Source organism: Acinetobacter oleivorans DR1, from assembly GCF_000196795.1.
In the GTDB taxonomy this organism is placed as follows: Bacteria; Pseudomonadota; Gammaproteobacteria; order Pseudomonadales; family Moraxellaceae; genus Acinetobacter; species Acinetobacter oleivorans.
Window position 1 is genome coordinate 2,793,342 of sequence record NC_014259.1, and the last position, 16,137, is coordinate 2,809,478.

General features: G+C 39.2%; 18 protein-coding genes. 5 read left to right on the plus strand and 13 right to left on the minus strand.

All coding sequences use genetic code 11. The features are described 5' to 3' along the window. Positions 1-341 precede the first annotated feature (341 nt). Together AOLE_RS13080 and AOLE_RS13085 are read right to left on the minus strand one after the other, a co-directional pair. Positions 342-671: a hypothetical protein gene (locus AOLE_RS13080; RefSeq protein ID WP_013198429.1), complete on the minus strand. Its 330-nt coding sequence runs from the start codon at positions 669-671 to the stop codon at positions 342-344. 85 nt (positions 672-756) lie between these two features. Beyond that, positions 757-1,203: a winged helix-turn-helix transcriptional regulator gene (locus AOLE_RS13085; protein WP_013198430.1), complete on the minus strand. Its 447-nt coding sequence runs from the start codon at positions 1,201-1,203 to the stop codon at positions 757-759. Between the two features lie 110 nt (positions 1,204-1,313). Between AOLE_RS13085 and AOLE_RS13090 the strand changes: the two genes are divergently transcribed. Then, positions 1,314-2,531 (plus strand): MFS transporter, encoded by a 1,218-nt coding sequence (locus AOLE_RS13090; protein WP_013198431.1) that lies wholly within the window; start codon positions 1,314-1,316, stop codon positions 2,529-2,531. Positions 2,532-2,601: 70 nt separating this feature from the next. On the opposite strand, the gene AOLE_RS13095 is transcribed toward AOLE_RS13090, so the two are convergent. Further along, a complete protein-coding gene (locus tag AOLE_RS13095; RefSeq protein ID WP_013198432.1) occupies positions 2,602-3,366 on the minus strand; it encodes a COG4705 family protein in 765 nt (254 codons plus the stop codon). 309 nt (positions 3,367-3,675) lie between these two features. Here AOLE_RS13095 and AOLE_RS13100 point away from each other — a divergent pair, with 309 nt between their 5' ends. After that, positions 3,676-4,080 carry a hypothetical protein gene (locus AOLE_RS13100; protein WP_023274284.1) on the plus strand — a complete coding sequence of 135 codons (405 nt, stop codon included), beginning with the start codon at positions 3,676-3,678 and terminating at the stop codon, positions 4,078-4,080. A gap of 31 nt (positions 4,081-4,111) precedes the next feature. Here the strand turns inward: AOLE_RS13100 and AOLE_RS13105 are convergent, their stop codons facing one another. The 5 genes from AOLE_RS13105 to AOLE_RS13125 form a co-directional block, all read right to left on the minus strand. After that, a complete protein-coding gene (locus AOLE_RS13105) occupies positions 4,112-4,591 on the minus strand; it encodes a DUF6632 domain-containing protein (protein ID WP_013198434.1) in 480 nt (159 codons plus the stop codon). Between the two features lie 39 nt (positions 4,592-4,630). After that, positions 4,631-5,872 (minus strand): NADH:flavin oxidoreductase/NADH oxidase family protein, encoded by a 1,242-nt coding sequence (locus tag AOLE_RS13110; protein ID WP_013198435.1) that lies wholly within the window; start codon positions 5,870-5,872, stop codon positions 4,631-4,633. Positions 5,873-5,897: 25 nt separating this feature from the next. Beyond that, on the minus strand, positions 5,898-6,794 hold the full coding sequence (locus AOLE_RS13115) for an alpha/beta fold hydrolase (RefSeq protein WP_013198436.1): 897 nt from the start codon (positions 6,792-6,794) through the stop codon (positions 5,898-5,900). Position 6,795: 1 nt separating this feature from the next. Then, complete coding sequence (locus AOLE_RS13120) at positions 6,796-7,737, minus strand: metal-dependent hydrolase (RefSeq protein WP_013198437.1); 942 nt, start codon at positions 7,735-7,737, stop codon at positions 6,796-6,798. Positions 7,738-7,948: 211 nt separating this feature from the next. Further along, positions 7,949-9,196 carry a mechanosensitive ion channel family protein gene (locus AOLE_RS13125; protein ID WP_005303717.1) on the minus strand — a complete coding sequence of 416 codons (1,248 nt, stop codon included), beginning with the start codon at positions 9,194-9,196 and terminating at the stop codon, positions 7,949-7,951. Positions 9,197-9,442: 246 nt separating this feature from the next. Here AOLE_RS13125 and AOLE_RS13130 point away from each other — a divergent pair, with 246 nt between their 5' ends. Continuing rightward, on the plus strand, positions 9,443-9,805 hold the full coding sequence (locus AOLE_RS13130) for a DUF3592 domain-containing protein (protein ID WP_013198438.1): 363 nt from the start codon (positions 9,443-9,445) through the stop codon (positions 9,803-9,805). A 4-nt stretch (positions 9,806-9,809) separates the two neighbouring features. Here AOLE_RS13130 and AOLE_RS13135 read toward each other — a convergent pair whose 3' ends face one another. From AOLE_RS13135 to AOLE_RS13150, 4 genes are read right to left on the minus strand one after another with little or no spacing between them, the layout of a single operon-like run. Continuing rightward, positions 9,810-10,454 carry a glycosyltransferase gene (locus tag AOLE_RS13135; RefSeq protein WP_013198439.1) on the minus strand — a complete coding sequence of 215 codons (645 nt, stop codon included), beginning with the start codon at positions 10,452-10,454 and terminating at the stop codon, positions 9,810-9,812. Further along, on the minus strand, positions 10,451-11,050 hold the full coding sequence (locus AOLE_RS13140) for a class I SAM-dependent methyltransferase (protein ID WP_013198440.1): 600 nt from the start codon (positions 11,048-11,050) through the stop codon (positions 10,451-10,453). Before AOLE_RS13140 ends, AOLE_RS13135 begins: the two co-directional genes overlap by 4 nt. Continuing rightward, entirely contained in the window at positions 11,025-11,819 is a 795-nt protein-coding gene (locus tag AOLE_RS13145; protein ID WP_013198441.1) for a PIG-L deacetylase family protein, read from the minus strand. The genes AOLE_RS13140 and AOLE_RS13145 overlap by 26 nt, the downstream gene beginning before the upstream one ends. After that, the gene (locus AOLE_RS13150) at positions 11,807-12,820 is read right to left on the minus strand and encodes an acyl-CoA dehydrogenase (RefSeq protein ID WP_013198442.1); all 1,014 of its coding nucleotides are present in this window, start codon (positions 12,818-12,820) and stop codon (positions 11,807-11,809) included. Before AOLE_RS13150 ends, AOLE_RS13145 begins: the two co-directional genes overlap by 13 nt. A 249-nt stretch (positions 12,821-13,069) precedes the next feature. Here AOLE_RS13150 and AOLE_RS13155 point away from each other — a divergent pair, with 249 nt between their 5' ends. After that, the gene (locus tag AOLE_RS13155; RefSeq protein WP_004793546.1) at positions 13,070-13,303 is read left to right on the plus strand and encodes a DUF2171 domain-containing protein; all 234 of its coding nucleotides are present in this window, start codon (positions 13,070-13,072) and stop codon (positions 13,301-13,303) included. A 274-nt stretch (positions 13,304-13,577) separates the two neighbouring features. On the opposite strand, the gene AOLE_RS13160 is transcribed toward AOLE_RS13155, so the two are convergent. Continuing rightward, a complete protein-coding gene (locus tag AOLE_RS13160) occupies positions 13,578-14,660 on the minus strand; it encodes an alpha/beta fold hydrolase (protein ID WP_202945404.1) in 1,083 nt (360 codons plus the stop codon). 482 nt (positions 14,661-15,142) lie between these two features. On the opposite strand from AOLE_RS13160, the gene AOLE_RS13165 reads away from it, so the two are divergent. Then, complete coding sequence (locus AOLE_RS13165) at positions 15,143-16,087, plus strand: metal-dependent hydrolase (RefSeq protein WP_013198444.1); 945 nt, start codon at positions 15,143-15,145, stop codon at positions 16,085-16,087. Positions 16,088-16,137: the final 50 nt, after the last annotated feature.

Below are 16,137 nucleotides of genomic sequence, written 5' to 3' on the forward strand. Positions count from 1 at the left end.
CAGCAAACTGTCTAACTTTTCTTAAATCATCAGATTTATGGAATAGCAGTCCTAGTTTCATTATGTTTTCATAAGTTAATAATCGATTTCCACGTTTACAGTAACTTTCGAGTTGAGCAAGATTATTTTCATAGCCTCTCAAATCATAGATTAGCTTCTTAAATGCATCATTTTGCATACCAGCCGGATCTCTAATCTCTCGGTGTATTCTTTCAAAATAGGCTTTGAGTTTCTCTGCTTCATGCCATTGAACTATCACACTGTATTTATTAGATTGGATGTTTAAAAGCTAATTATGTAATTATTACTGCCTTCCAGTTAACCATTTCTCACTAACACCCTCATATATTTTTAGCTAAATCTTTTGCCAAACATTGTTCATGCCACGTGGTTTGAAAATTTTCGACAGCTTTTGACTTGATGAGAGGGTCTTCAAATAATTTTGAAGAATATGCAGATTTGATAAGCTCTTGATAAATTTGTTTTGCTTGTTCCTCTTCAAGATGATTCGCTATGTCATGCAACTCTTTAGCTGGCACCTCATGTTGTCTAGCATCCATCACGCCACTTGCTGCTTTTTTAACAGTTTCGCAGTAATGAAGCTGCATTGCTTCTGACGCTGCATAACATTGAATTGAAATTGCGCTTATAAAGAGGAATATAAATCTCATAATCTCACCTTAATTTGACGCGCAAGGGTACCAACTAATCTGTCCAAATTTAAGTTAAAAAAGGTTATTTTTGTTTTCTCTTATTTTATTTGACCTTTTGCACTTCAGTATTAAAAGCTTTCAGCACTGTTCCATCTGCCGCGACTGGCGTCATAAATGGAATTTGTTGTCCTGTCGTTTTATCAATTAACAGAGAATGGCGCTCACCACTTTCAAATAGGTTCTGTTCTCCCCATTGTCGCAAAGCCACAACCACTGGAAACAAACTCTCCCCTTTAGCGGTTAATACATATTCCTGATAAGCCGTGCCATCCGAAGCATCTTGCATTTCAAGAACACCTGCATCAACTAACTTTTTCAGTCGATCAGAAAGAATATTTCGCGCAACCCCCAGACTCCGCTGGAAGTCTCCAAAACGGCGCATTCCATCAAAAGCATCACGCACAATGAGCAGTGACCAGCGGTCTCCAATGAGATTGACGCAACGTGCAACAGGACAAAGTTCATCTTTTAACAATGTAGAGTTCGCCATTGAGTTTCCTTACCAATCATCAGTAACAAGTTATCTAGTTGCATTTTAAAACTAGCAGACTTAATATTCAACTAGTTGCATTTTAAAACCAGATTAAATGGATTTAGGCCATGAAAGCTTCTCTTGCATCTTCAACTTCACACGCAGAAAGCAATAAACAGCTTTCAAGCATGCCTCGTGGTGTAATTTTGCTGTTTGCTATTGCAAGTGGTGCAAGCGTAGCAAATGTCTATTATGCGCAGCCTTTACTCGACATATTGGCCAAGGACTTTAATGTTAGTCATGCTGCCATTGGTGGGGTGGTTACAGCCACTCAAATAGGTTGTGCCCTTGCCCTCGTGTTTTTAGTGCCGCTGGGTGATCTTGTAAATCGGCGTCGATTAATGGCTATTCAGTTATTGACTTTAATCTCGGCATTACTCGTAGTTGCCTTTGCTCATTCTACGATTATTCTTTTAGCAGGAATGCTTGCCGTGGGTTTACTCGGCACAGCCATGACTCAAGGGCTTATTGCTTATGCTGCAAGTGCTGCTCTCCCACATGAACAAGGACATGTAGTCGGTACTGCACAAAGTGGTGTGTTCATTGGTTTATTGCTTGCTCGTGTATTTTCAGGAGGAATTAGTGATGTAGCGGGTTGGCGTGGCGTGTACTTTTGTGCAGCCATCATCATGCTCATGATTGCGTTACCTCTTTGGAAACGTTTGCCTCATTTAGAAGTTCAACCTAGTGCCATGCGCTACCCGCAACTTCTGGCTTCTATGTTGAAACTGCTGCGCCAAGAAAAAGTACTGCAAGTGCGAGGTGTTTTAGCTTTACTCATGTTTGCAGCATTCAATATTTTTTGGAGTGCATTGGTACTACCGTTAAGTGAGCCGCCTTACAATTTTTCCCATACTATTATTGGGTCTTTTGGTCTCGTTGGAATTATTGGTGCTCTGGCTGCTGCACGTGCGGGTTATTGGGCCGACCGCGGATATGCTCAGCGCACAAGCTTAGCAGCACTTGTAATATTACTGCTTGCTTGGGGTCCACTCTCACTCATGGCTTACTCACTGTGGGCGCTAGCGATTGGCATCGTATTGCTAGACTTGGGCGGACAAGCCTTACATGTCACCAACCAAAGTATGATTTTTCGCACTCGTCCAGAAGCGCATAGCCGGCTTGTTGGTCTATACATGCTGTTTTATGCAATCGGTAGTGGATTAGGTGCAATCAGTACAACAGCCACTTATGTCTATGCTGGATGGTTTGGCGTGTGTGCACTCGGTGCAGGTGTTAGCCTTCTGGCATTATTATTTTGGTGGATAACCCGTAAAATCTCTTAAAAATGCCTACTCTCAAATAAAAAAACCACATCACTCAAGAGAATCATGTGGTTTTTAATGAGCAGTTAATTTAATGAGACGACTGAGCTGCTTTAGGTTTAAAGACCACTAAACAGACAACAATAAAAGCTAATAAAACAAAAGATGCACTAAATCTACTTAACTCTAATCCACCATGTGCGATAGGTTTATCAAGAAAATCTCCCAATACTGCACCTAAAGGTCTGGTAAGAACAAAGGCCAACCAAAATAATAAGGTTCTTGAAATTTTGGTATAAAAATAGCAGATTGCTAACACCAATAATAAAGTACCAAAAATTAAAGCAGCGCTGGTATACCCTAAGCCTTGAGTATCAGCAGTCCAGTCTCCTAAAGCTGTCCCTAATGTTTGAGAAAACATGATGGTTAACCAATAGAAAGCTTCACTTTTTGCAGATTGAACACTTTTTACTGAAATTGTGCCGCAACTCAAATACCAAACAAACAGAGATACGCCTAATAAAATAAGTAATATTAAGCTCCCTCCTGCATAGCCCACACCTAAAGTTCGATCAACGAAATCGGCAATTGTCGTACCTAACGTGGTAGTGGCAATGATCGTCGCCCAGTAGAAAAATGAATTATAGTTTTTAGCTTTAATTTGTAGTCCGACAAATACTGCAAAGATCACAGCAAAAATTGCCGTACTAATGATATATCCCAAATTTAGGGACATAGATAGCGCATCTCCAGCAGTTTCACCTAGCGTTGTAGCTGCAATTTTAATGATCCAGAATAATAAGGTGACTTCTGGAACCTTACTCAAGGTTTTAGATAAATTCTCATGATTCATCATTGTATGTTCTCCCAACATACATATTCATTAGCTCTTATCTAAATATTTATGCCTTAAGATAAAGTTAAGGTTAAAAATAAATTACAAATACTTTTTTCAAAGCAAATTGCACAATCCATCTTTCCCAAAAACTCAGATGAAAAAAGATAACAATATACAAATAAATAAAATATAATAACCAATAGTTAATTATGCCAGTGAATGCGTACATTTGGCTTGAGTACTTAAGTTTAAACCGTAGTGGGATGAAATCTTCTCTAACAATCTAAAGATTGATATGCAACATTAGTCCATTACTATCAAAATTATATGGAAATCCCTATAGGAACAAAATTGGGTATTAATAATAAATTGATTTGCGCAGTTGTTTTTGCTGTTCTTACAGGATGTCAGCAGCAAGAAGCGAACGAAAATGCAAGTGCGGTGAAACTCCCTGTTTATCAGTCTAATGGTATTTCTGCTTCAGCGCGCTTAAAAGGAATATTGCAGCTAAAACAAGAGTGCCTTTATGTAAACGATATTCTCATTATTTTTCCTGAACACACCGCTCAGTGGGATGCTGAAAAAGAAGCTTTAAGTTATAAAGGCAAGCAAATCCGCTTAGGTAGCGAATTAGATATTACTGGTGGGAGTGGCGATTTTGAGCGAGACAACCTACGCATTAAACATTTAAGCCCAATGTGTGATCATCAGAAGATTTGGTTTGCGGGCTAATCTAATTTTCGCTCCGCTCAATCTCTAGGTCTTAAACAGAACGATTTAATTCACTACCAGATTTATAGATTTTTCTCACAGGTAACCAGAAATAAATATAAATTAAGAGAATGACCCAACCCAACAATACATCTCCAATCAAGTGTGGAGTTTCATGTGTCATTACCAAACCCATAACAAGCATTGCACCGAAGTGAGCAATATTTGCAAACATGGTAAATTCAAAAAATAGATAGTTTTTTAGAGGTTCATTCGCTGCTTTTAAAAGAAACCAGCCCCATACAATATAGATAGCTGAGATCATCAACTCGTAATGCTCACCTCCTCCATGCAACTCTCCCCAGCGAACTAATCGAACCAGAAATTTACCCCATTCAAACTGAAGTAAAATTGCAGGAATATTTAAAAAGATAAGAAGCGCTGCTCCGACAAAAAATAGCAGAAAGCTAATTCCCGTAAATTTTGCGGCTAGGCTAAATCTCGATATTTTTATATGTTCAGTTGTTGGCATCCTTATATCCTCATTGATATAAAACGTTAATTTATAATTTTAAGAAGCACGTAATCGACGAGTTTTGAAAATACCCAATCCTTTATCTTTAATATCTAGAATAAAAGATTTGAGACCATTTTCATTTGGAATTGGCAAGCGCCCTCGTCCTAATCGATGCATTTGACGTGTATACCAAGTGATTTCCAACGCACCCAAGTTATCAATAAACTTAAAGCCCGTAGTTAAAGGTTTAACTTGGTTTATCGTTTCAAGCCCACTTAATAAACGTTTTGATGCCAACGGTTCAATTGCGAAAATTCGCCCAAGACCCACAAAATCTAAATCGTTATTCGATAAAGCACTTTCGATTCCTTGCAGACTTCTAAAGCCACCAGTTACCATAAGTGGTACTTTACTAAGCCCACGAACTTTTTTAGCAAAGTCTAAAAAGTAGGCTTCACGAGAGATTGTGGAATCTTTAGGTTTACCCAACTGCATAATCGGTTTTTCATAGGTTCCGCCAGAGATCTCGATTAAGTCGATTCCTACCTCATCGAGTGCTTGAATGGTTGCCAGCGACTCTTCTTCGGTAAAACCACCTCTTTGAAAATCGGCTGAGTTCAATTTAATGCTTACAGGATAGTCAGCCCCGACTCGATTGCGAATTTCCTTGTAAACCTCAAGAACAAATCTACGTCGATTTTCGATAGTTCCACCCCACTGATCTGTACGGCGGTTATGATGCGGAGAAAGGAATTGGCTAATTAAATAACCATGTGCACCATGTAACTGAACACCAGAGAAGCCTGCTTTCTTGGCAATCTCTGCAGTGTTTGCATAACGTTGAATCAGGTCTTCTATTTCGTCTTGAGTCAGCTCTCTTGGTGTGGCAAAAACTGCTGCCATTTTAGGCCCGAACGGTACTGCTGATGGTGAAACTGTTTCTTGATTTAATCCTCGAATTGCCTGTTTACCTGGATGGTTTATTTGCATCCAGACTTCACTACCTCCAGATTTAGCAACATCTGCCCATTCTTTGATTAAGTCAAAATCTTTTTCGTCTTCAATAATGACATTGCCTGGTTCACCAATTGCTCTAGAGTCAATCATCACGTTACCTGTGATCAAAACCCCAGCTCCAGATTGCGACCACGTTTGGTATAGCTGAATCAGCTCTTTACTCGGTCGCCCATCTGTATGCGCTAGTGCTTCACTTAAAGCCGATTTAATTAGCCTATTTTTAAGTGTAAAGCCCTCTTTTAAAGCAAATGGTGATGCCAGTTTTAATTCGTTTTTCATTTTAGACCTCCAGCTTTATTGTTTTTTACGCAGTAAGCTTTTGAATATAATTACGAATAGGCATTGCGATTAAATCAGGATGGCTCGCAATTCCCCAGTGACCCGCATGAATATCCGTACGTGTAAAAGACGAATTTACCCATCTGTCTTGTTTATCTACGATGTGTTGAGGCACAAAACGATCTTTGGTCATCGATAAAACATGCACAGGTACTGAGGTATAGCGCTTTTTAGAGTTAATTAATGGCTTAAACAGATTCAACCGATAGAAACCTAACCCACGTACGGCATTTTTGAGTTGATGAGGATGTGGGGCAACTTTCTTACCTTCGAGTTGAGAAACCACTTTTGGCCAGATTTTAGATAGTCCCAGATACCAACTTAACTCTGGAATAATTGGAATATTAAAAAACAGTATATAACTCGAAGAAATCATCTGCTTAATAGCCGCAAACTTTCGTGCAAGTTCTTTGCTATTCAGATTTTCTTTAAACCACATACCTGCATGATCAATACTTGGTGCTAAAGCCGTATAACTTTTGATATCTGGTTTTAACTTATCGTCCAAAATCGCTTCCCAACCTTGAAGAGCACCAAGATCATGACCAATCAAATGTACGGGCTGCTGAGGACTCGTTTGCTCAATAACAGTTTTTAAATCTGAAATCAGGTAGTCCATGTGATAACCCGCGTCAGACAACGGAGTTCCTGATAAACCTGTGCCTCGTACATCGTAAGTCACAATATGAAAATCTGATTTCAGTAATGAAGCCAGTTCATCCCAGATTTGTGCTTCGTCAGGATAGCCATGAATAAACACAAGTGTTTCATTATGATCTGCCGCTGTGCCCCATTCATATATTGATAGCGTGACATCAGCAGACTGAATATATCTTTGTTGTTTTTCGATATTCGTATTCATATTAGCTCACCAATCCTTTTTGTATTTCTTCATAAAGTTTGACCGCTGGTGAACGGTTTATATAATCCAATGCAAGCTCAGTTGAACCTTCATAGTAAGGATGATACGAAGGTTTAAAGAAATTTTTAGCTGTAGTCATAAACCAGACAGGACTTGGTACTAATTCTTGAGAACTTGCTTTAAACCATTGTTGCCAAAAACCAAAGCGAGCTAAGGTTTGTTGAGATTTAGGTAAACTACGATCTACTGCTGCAAGCTCTTGCGTGCCTTTAACCATTAAATAAGTGAAAATTGGTGCCACCATACTCATGATTGCAGCACGTAATGCATAATTCCCGCCTAAGTGCTCAAATAAATCGAAAGCAACCGTTCGATGCTCAACTTCTTCGGCACAGTGCCAAGTAAATAGATCACTTACTGCTGGATCACAACCTTTGTCTTCCCAGTGTGCTTTCGTCAAAGCGTATTGCCCTAATGCACACGTATAATGTTCAGCAGCAGCAACAATGCCTACACGGAACAATAACCAAGACTTTTGCATACGCTTTGGTAGAGCTTTTCCAAACGGCTTGTCTGCAAGCATGTAATCAAAGAGTTCAATTACACGCTCATACTGTTCTTCAATATCAACGCCATAACGCTGTATATATTTTTCGATAGATTCTTTGTGCGCTTGAGCATGAATCGCCTCTTGGCGGATAAAAGTTTCTACATCTTTTTTTAATTTTTCATCGGTTACAAATGGCAATGCCTTATTAAAAATACGGCAGAAAAAGTACTCTCCTCGCACAAGTGTAAAACTGAAATGGTTTACAGCATGACTTCCTATTGGAGATTGTGGCATCCAGTGGAGTGGTGATTCATTCCAATTAAAAGCAACACGACGTGGAAATAAAGGCCATAAAGTTTTAGAAGCCATATCTTTGAATGTGTTTGGGTACATGTTCTTTTTCTCGTCCTCAAGATAGCTACACATTAAGTTCTAAAATGGAACTTGTTAATATCATTAAAGGACAATTCCGATGTCAGAACGGTCAAGAACTAATATTTAACGTTTTAAAATAAGGGTTAGCACAAAAAATTCAGAGTTAAAAAAGCCCCCATCTGGGAGCTTTTAAAAATAGTTGAGAACACTGTGATTTACAGCTAAAAACTTAACTTGGATTAATCTCTGTGGTTAATCTCTGCAAATCATGACCTGAAGGTGCTTGGTAAACACGTAAACCAAATTCAGGAAGAATCGCAATTAAGTGGTCAAAAATATCTGACTGAATTGCTTCATAAGAAACCCATGCAATCGTATTAGTAAATGCATAAATTTCTAAAGGCAAACCTTGGCTAGTCGGCTGTAATTGACGAACCATAATGGTTTGATTTTGGGCAATCCCCTTGTGTTGGCGCAAATAAAATTCAACATAGGCTCTAAATGTCCCAATATTGGTTAAACGGCGCTTGTTATAACGAGATTGATTGCTTAAATGCTTATTGAACTCTTCAATTTCAGAATTCTTCGCATCGAGATATTGGTCTAATAATAAAAACTCTTTGAGCTTTTGTTGCTCTTCGTCACTCATGAAATGAACACTGCTTTGATCGAGAAAGAGTGAACGCTTCATTCGACGGCAGCCCGAATTGCTCATGCCTCGCCAGTTTTTAAATGTATCGGTAACGAGTTTATTGGTTGGAATGGTGGTATAGGTTTTATCAAAATTTTGCACAGTGACCGTATGCAGCGAAATATCAATTACATCACCATCTGCATTAAGCGACGGCATCTCAATCCAGTCTCCAATCCGCACCATGTCGTAAGAGGCAATTTGTACACTCGCCACTAAAGACAAAATCGTGTTTTGGAAAACCAACATTAATACCGCTGCCATCGCACCGAAACCTGCCAGTAAAGTGAACACATCCTTTTTAAGGAATGTTCCTAAAATCATCAGGCCACAGACAACAAATAAGATTAACTTAACCAACTGTAAGTAACCTTTAATCGGCTTGTTTCTAGACTTCGGATTACGCTGATAAATAAGATTAAAGATATTTAAAAGTTCGCTGACCGTAAGCGCGAGTGTAAGAAAGATAAATGCTTGCGCGCCCATTTCGACAAACGAAATGAACTTTGGAGTTAGATGAGGAACCGTTGCAATACCGTTCATAATCACAACAGCAGGAACAATATTTGCAAATTTCTTTATGACGCTATGCTGGGCAAAAATAGATTGATTGGGGGATTTTAGCTTGGTCACCAAGTGACGGACGCCCCGCACAATAATGCGTTTAGCAATAAAATTTGCTATTGCTGCAAATAAAATCAAAATAGTGAGTGAAACAAACATTTCTAGCCAAGGATAATGGCTTAACTGAACCCGAATATCGCGGAAAAAACTTAAAAAATCCAAACCTATACACCTTAAAACTTTCTTTTCTAGAATTTTAAGGGCTAAAGCATGTGTTAATAAGACTTGTTTACATATGTAGGCATAAATACAACAACTAAGTTATATACCCTGCTATTTATCTTATTATTTTTAACGCTTAACGATAAGGTTTTATCTGCTTATGTTTTGGATCACGTACATCAACTAGATCGAACAAATCTGTTCATTTAGAATCATGCGTTAAACGAATAATTCTGGTTTTAGTAAGTGAAATTTTCTGATTTTTTGACTTTTATTGGAGTAGTCTGGTTTAGCTTATTCTTTGTCTATATTGCTTGGACCTTTTTTCTTAAAAGTCTGGTTCATAAGTTTTTAATCTATAAACGAGGAATGATTACTTCTGCCGAGGTCGTATATTTTCAGGACTCATTAGCTAAGGTGCAATATCGCCCGTTATGTTATATAAAATTGAAATTTCAAACTGGGCAAGGCCAAATCATTACTGAAAACCTTAAGGTGCTTATTGCTAAACAAAATCACGATCAATATAAGGTCGGTAGCATCATCAAAATTAAATATGACCCTAAAAATTTAAAGAATATTTCGATATTGGGAGAGATCATGGTTTAAGCGATTAGAGATTATTTAAAAAGTACGATAAGCCCTGAGGTGCACGTCCGTTTAAGCGACTACTCGTTGTCACTCGAACCAGATTACTCCAAGTAATATTACAACAATGCTTGATCAATTTTTTGATTAAAGATACATCTTCATCGCATGAAATAGGCTCAAAGCCACCTACTAAAATATAAACCTCTGTACTAAAACTTAGATTGGCCCCATGAATATGCGCGTGATCCATCTGATCTTTATAATGCGCTAAATATTTTTGCTGTTTCGTTATAGATAGATGACTAAAATCATCTAGCGTTACAGTACCGCAAATTGCATCTGTAGGTTGGTGCTGGATTTGATAGCGCAACCAATCAGGACTAACGACTGTGTCTGCATCCGTACATGCAATCCATGTCACGCCACGCCCAATTAAATGACGAATTCCTAAATCTCGTGCTTGCCCAACACATGCATAGTTACATTCAATCCAATTGATTTGATGGCTTTGTACAATCAACCGCGACTGATCTGTACAGTTATCCAGTACCACAATCACCTCTACGTCATAACCGCTAACGTTCTCTATAGCGACCTGAATAGAGTGCAAACAAGTAGATAAATAGTGCTCTTCGTTATGCGCTGGAATGACGATACCTATTTTCATCTTAGTTTTTCCTGCTGTGCTAAAGAGGAAGTGTTCGCCGTCCATAGATCAATCATAAAATCTGGATCGTTTAAACTGAGATAGTGATGAAATGGAAAATGTTGCTGAAAGCCTTGATGGACTTTTTCTGCATTTAATTCAAAATCTTGAATTTCATGACGCCAATGACAACAAAGAATCTCACCGTCATCATTTAAACTATGTTTTAACTTTTCAATAAACTGCTGCAATTCATCAGCCGATAAGTAATAGGCCATCTCACTAATTAAAATAAGGTCGAATTTTTGAATTGAGTAGTCTTCAGGTATTTTTCTATTTTCAACAACCACATGCTCAAACTCTTTTAGGCGCTCGGACGCTAAGCGAACAGCACTCTCAGAGACATCTATACACAGCAGTTGCCCGGCTCTTTGCGCCAAATGAAAACTTAAATGTCCATTTGAACAGCCCACTTCTAACACTTTTGAGTAACGAGGTCTTGTCAGCAGCGCGAGACAAATTTGTCTTTTACGAGCTTCATACCAATGAGAGTCATAGCCCCACGGATCACTGTTATGACGATATAAATCTTCAAAGTACATGCGAGAATGAATCACTCAAATAAACCTCATAAGGCATTAAAAGACGTTTAATTGCACTTGAAGAAAGAACCGAGGCATTACCCGTGGTTTCATCTGCTTCAAGTTGGGTTTTAAACTGCAAAATTGCTTGATGTTTTTTAGTTAGCTGTTCTTCGGTTAAGTGATAGGCTTTTGCTCGGTACCAATCAATTCGTGAGTCTAACGGCTTTGCCCAATGCCAAGCCCAAATTAATACGTGTAAACATAGAAGTTGCTTAGCTGTTGCGTAAGCTTGTACGGTTTTACCTACGGCTTCGTGGTCTGGGTGACCATCAAAGGCATAGCTACAAATTAGAATATCGTCGGCTTGAACGATCTGCTCTAAACTCTGCCACAGTTGATCGGTTTGTAAATGAATCTGACCATCTAACAAATGAAGCTCTACATGCTCGGTTGAGTCGGCTACCCCTAAAGACTTTAAGGCTGCTAGGCTTTCTTGTGGACGAAGAATATTGAGCTGATCTGGAGGATATTTTGTAGAGTTAGGATGGCTTTGGGTGCCGTTACTTACCGCTAAAATGAGGATCTTACAATTCAGCGCAATAAGTTGCTGCATTAAACCACCGCAACCAAGCACCTCATCATCAGGATGTGGAGCAACAATCACCACCCTTTTAGAGCGAAATAACTCAAGATCTAAAGCCGCTAAAGGTTGTTGTTGAAATGCATTTAACCATTGCTCTTTGGACGTACCCTCACCAAAAATAATGCGGTCTTCGACCAAAGGATGTTTTAAAGTTCCCATAGGCTTTGGTCCGATAAACAGAGTTCTGTAATTTGCTGGTAGTCAAAAGCAGCATGACTTTGTCTGATAAACACAGGCAAATCAGCCATGAGCTGTGCAAAAGTTGCATCTTCACAAAAAGGACGAGCACCTAATGCTTTGCCTACTCGCTCAACTACACTCAGACAGCATTGTTCTGTTTGGGCACGTAATATTCGTATTTCCCGCTCATGATTGAGCATGGGTTTGCTGTCAATCAGTTCAGCAACATATTGAAAATATTGCTTAGTGATTTCTAATTGATGAGCGACCTCTCCTAAGTACAATTTTTTAAAAGGATTCGGACTGACCTGACAACTTTCTTGTAAAAAACCAGCTAAACCAACGGCGGCGCCATACCAACAAGCCGCAACACCTGCTGCACCATGCCAAAAGCCTGGACGTTTTAAATAACTATTTGGGTGACCGATCAATTTAACAGGTGTATTTTCAAAACTTACTCTTGCAGTCTGTGTCGCATTCATCCCGACTGCATGCCAGTGGCTTGAGTCTGTGCTAATAGAGGAATGACTTAAGTCAACAATACAAAGCTGCGCCTGCCCTTGTTGATTTTTATAACTCATCAAAACTTTTTGAATAAACTCTGCCCCAGAACACCAAGGCTTTATGCCATTACACAGGTTATCTTTTACTTGCAATGGAGCTGGTCCACCGTCTGCTGCCCAAACAGCCCAAAGCCGGTCATCTATTTCTGGGTGATAACCCAATTCACTTAAAATACTTAAAGCATCGCAGTGTGACTCAAAGAGCTTCGCCAAACTCAAATCGACTCCAGCAATCTGAGCAAAAAGTTGCCAACGTTGATAGGTCTGACCCGAAGCGGGATGAGGCAAATTTTTCGCTAAATTTACCAATTGAGAGAGTAAATCTATACGAAGCTTGCTTTTATCTTCAGCTAAGGCAGATTCAAATTCACTCAAGACACTTAATATCGTCACATTTATAGGTATTTTAATATTCATTGCAAATAATTATTTATAAGACTTGGTTTAACCTTATCTAAATACTTCTGTTTAAATAAACATATAAATTGTAATAAAAAGATAAATATTATTAGTTTTATATCTAATTATTTCATTGTTACTCGAATATATTTATTAAGTGAACTTATAAACCCATCCTGTAAGGTTTATTAAAAACCCCTGATTTATCCAATTATTTAAAGTAATTTAAGTCTTACCGTTTTTCTATTTCTAAAGAAGAGGTCTAAAATGAGTACTTTAAATATTAATGATATTAAAAAACACGCAGACGTTATTGCTTCTTGTGGTACTAAAGTAGGTACTGTCGACCATCTTGATGGCGAAAACCAATTAAAGCTGACTCGAGACGAAAGCGGTCAACATCACCTTATTCCTACTGGATGGATTGGTGAAGTGAAAGAAAACCAAGTCATTCTGAATAAAAATTCAGAAGAAGTTAAAGATCAGTGGCAAGCGATCTAGACTTTAAAGCACGATACGTGACTTAACGTGAAATTTATAATAAAGCGATTTAGCTTAGAAAAATAAAGAGGCTTAGAAACTTTAAAGCCTAACTCCCTAAACTGAAGGCTCCTTTTGATAAGGAGCCTTTTTTATTGATATTTAGTTAGTTACAATGATAATAAAGTCTGATGTAACCTTATCGACGATACGATTTTCATGATTAATACTGCCTTGACCAATGTCCTGATAAGTCATGTTTTAGAGGTTCAAAACCAGCTTTTTGAAAATTAACTTAGCGGTTTTTATTCAAAAGAAATTTTACAATTTCATCGATAAATTGGCTTCTTCCCCGTTCAGGGCGGTCAAGATGAGCATAGTGGGTCGCGTTGGCCAATGTAACCTCGCGAATACTTTTCGCATGCACCGCATCATGAATAAAGTTTTCAGTATCCTCAGGTCGACTCCAAAAATCGTGCTCAGAGCGGACTATAAGCACGGCAGCCTTAATACTTCCAGCATCAAATAGATGTCGTCCTGTTGCTTGGTAAAAACTATCCTCCATAGCACCTAAGGGCGCGCGGAATGCTGGAGGTTGATGCCTCCTAGACTGTGGATCACTAGCTAGCGCTGCTCGCGTATAAGCTTCAACAATCAAAGGATCTCGCCACTCCGTCTTATTTTCAATTGGAATTGTTTTATCCCATGAGGGCAAAAGCGAAGCAGCCGTATTTAATGCATATCCCCCCATCGCAGGATTGAAGCGCCCCGAATTGTTAGGATCATCATTTGCTGAACCTAGACCGATCCCATCATGTTGTCGTGATCCACCATATAGCGCATTAAACATAATGAGTTCGCTGACACGTTCGGGCCAGAGCGACGAATAATAAGCTGCCCACATTCCCCCAGTTGCCCAGCCCAACAGAGCGACCTGCTCATTACCAGTATGTTGCCGTGCAAACGTTACAACAGCATCAATGTCACGTACAACTTCATAAGCACGCGAAAGCGGCTTAACTTTGTTTGGGGAATGATCCATAGCTGTAGGGCGATCCGATTGACCGTAACCCCGAGCATCAAGAATAAAGATTGTTCGCCCTGTTAACCGCGCAAGATCTGCTGCGAGTGATCCGTTTGACACATCCAAATCAAATGATCCAATACCAGAAACGCGTGCACCATGTACAAGAATGAGCGCAGGTCGTCCCTTAGTTCCATTCTCGCGAACCTCCCGAACATGTAACCCAACACCATCTGCCGTAAGGACTCTGAAATCCTTCCGAATAAGTTCCCCTTCACTCTGTTGCCGCGCCGCTGAAGCAATCGTACTCATCATCAATGTAGTTACGAGAACTAACATTATCGCGATTGGCACACTCTTGGGAACTTTTCTTCTTTCTCTTGTCACTCCACATCCTCCGCTAATGTACTATCAAGTTAATCCAATAACGTATGTTTGATCTGGGTCAACTTGGCCTGATGCAATGAGCTAATAAGGGATTCAGCAGTTCTTTTCCCGAGGAACGACTGGACTAAATCTTTATTATAGCTTCTGAAACAACATCGAATATCTTCACATAGTTCCCACCACGTAAGATCCTCAGCTTAACAATACCCGACATATTGCTCATAAAATATACACGCACACGAAACGAGTACATTTTTTAAGCTATTACAGAATATTCAGGACTAAAAGTTTATCAATTCCATCAAAAGGTGAGCGCTTTTATCAATAATGAGTGGTACATAATATAAGAATGTGCATTTTTGTCCCTTAAGCACATGGTGATCGATTTTACTTAATGCTAAAAATTGTGCATTCGCATTAAATGAATAATTATGAATAGGGTGACGTATATGATCACAGGGAATCATCAGCTTAAAGCAAGAAAAGTACATTTTGATTTTGCGGAGTCGTCTGTGTGTTGGATGCCGAATGATCCGCTATGCTCACATGTAGCCAATGGTATTAATATGCTCTTGCCGGCTGGTGAGTTTTGGTTTTGCCGCGTGTTTAATAAAACCCTTCCCTTGATTACTGATGAAACCTTAAAACAAGAAGTGATTGGCTTTGTTCGTCAAGAAGCAGCTCATGCACGTGCCCATGAAAAAGCTCAGGACTTCTTACGTGAAAATGGCTACGACATTCAAGAAACACTCAACCGCGCCCATTTTGTGTTTAACATTTTATTGGGTGACAAACCTTTAGGTATGCCCTTTTTAAAAGGCGAAAAGCTCGATGAATATTGGTTACTTTTCCGAGTTGGTGTGATTGCTGCAATTGAGCACTTTACTGGAACTATTGGTCAGTGGACACTTGATAGTAAGTCTTGGGACAAAGCCGACCCTGCCATGGCAGATTTGTTCCGTTGGCATTTGGCTGAAGAAGTTGAGCATCGCTGTGTTGCCTACGACTTATTTGAGCACCTCTTAACAAACAAGTTGGGTTTTTATGTGTCTCGCCAAGTGATTATGGCCGCTATTTTCCCACTGTTTATTTACTTCCTTGCTGATTTTGCACGTAGTTTAGGCCAACAAGATTTAGAGCACGAAGACATTCAAAAATTGATGCGTCGTGGTTACTTCAAAATTATTCGTGAATTTGAAAAAACTGCGACTCGCTCAGACAACTTACCGACCATTAAATATTTATGGAAAGCAACGTTAAGATGGGTTTCTCCAAAATTTAACCCACTTCATGAAGGTGACACCGAGCAAGCTTTGGCTTATATGGCTCGTTCACCTGCCGTTCAATATTTTGAAGGAATGGCACAAGCTACAAAACCAGCAACATTAAGCTAAGCAGCTATCTTTATTTAAATTGAAAAGCCTCCTTATTTGGAGGCTTTTTC

Excerpts from the sequence above, each read along its gene's own strand:
- AOLE_RS13110 (WP_013198435.1), bottom strand. The coding sequence starts at position 5,872 with ATGAAAAACGAATTAAAACTGGCATCACCATTTGCTTTAAAAGAGGGC.
- AOLE_RS13115 (WP_013198436.1), bottom strand. The coding sequence starts at position 6,794 with ATGAATACGAATATCGAAAAACAACAAAGATATATTCAGTCTGCTGAT.
- AOLE_RS13080 (WP_013198429.1), bottom strand. The coding sequence starts at position 671 with ATGAGATTTATATTCCTCTTTATAAGCGCAATTTCAATTCAATGTTAT.
- AOLE_RS13120 (WP_013198437.1), bottom strand. The coding sequence starts at position 7,737 with ATGTACCCAAACACATTCAAAGATATGGCTTCTAAAACTTTATGGCCT.
- AOLE_RS13135 (WP_013198439.1), bottom strand. The coding sequence starts at position 10,454 with ATGAAAATAGGTATCGTCATTCCAGCGCATAACGAAGAGCACTATTTA.
- AOLE_RS13105 (WP_013198434.1), bottom strand. The coding sequence starts at position 4,591 with ATGCCAACAACTGAACATATAAAAATATCGAGATTTAGCCTAGCCGCA.
- AOLE_RS13145 (WP_013198441.1), bottom strand. The coding sequence starts at position 11,819 with ATGGGAACTTTAAAACATCCTTTGGTCGAAGACCGCATTATTTTTGGT.
- AOLE_RS13150 (WP_013198442.1), bottom strand. The coding sequence starts at position 12,820 with ATGAATATTAAAATACCTATAAATGTGACGATATTAAGTGTCTTGAGT.
- AOLE_RS13095 (WP_013198432.1), bottom strand. The coding sequence starts at position 3,366 with ATGATGAATCATGAGAATTTATCTAAAACCTTGAGTAAGGTTCCAGAA.
- AOLE_RS13155 (WP_004793546.1), top strand. The coding sequence starts at position 13,070 with ATGAGTACTTTAAATATTAATGATATTAAAAAACACGCAGACGTTATT.
- AOLE_RS13090 (WP_013198431.1), top strand. The coding sequence starts at position 1,314 with ATGAAAGCTTCTCTTGCATCTTCAACTTCACACGCAGAAAGCAATAAA.
- AOLE_RS13100 (WP_023274284.1), top strand. The coding sequence starts at position 3,676 with ATGGAAATCCCTATAGGAACAAAATTGGGTATTAATAATAAATTGATT.
- AOLE_RS13085 (WP_013198430.1), bottom strand. The coding sequence starts at position 1,203 with ATGGCGAACTCTACATTGTTAAAAGATGAACTTTGTCCTGTTGCACGT.
- AOLE_RS13165 (WP_013198444.1), top strand. The coding sequence starts at position 15,143 with ATGATCACAGGGAATCATCAGCTTAAAGCAAGAAAAGTACATTTTGAT.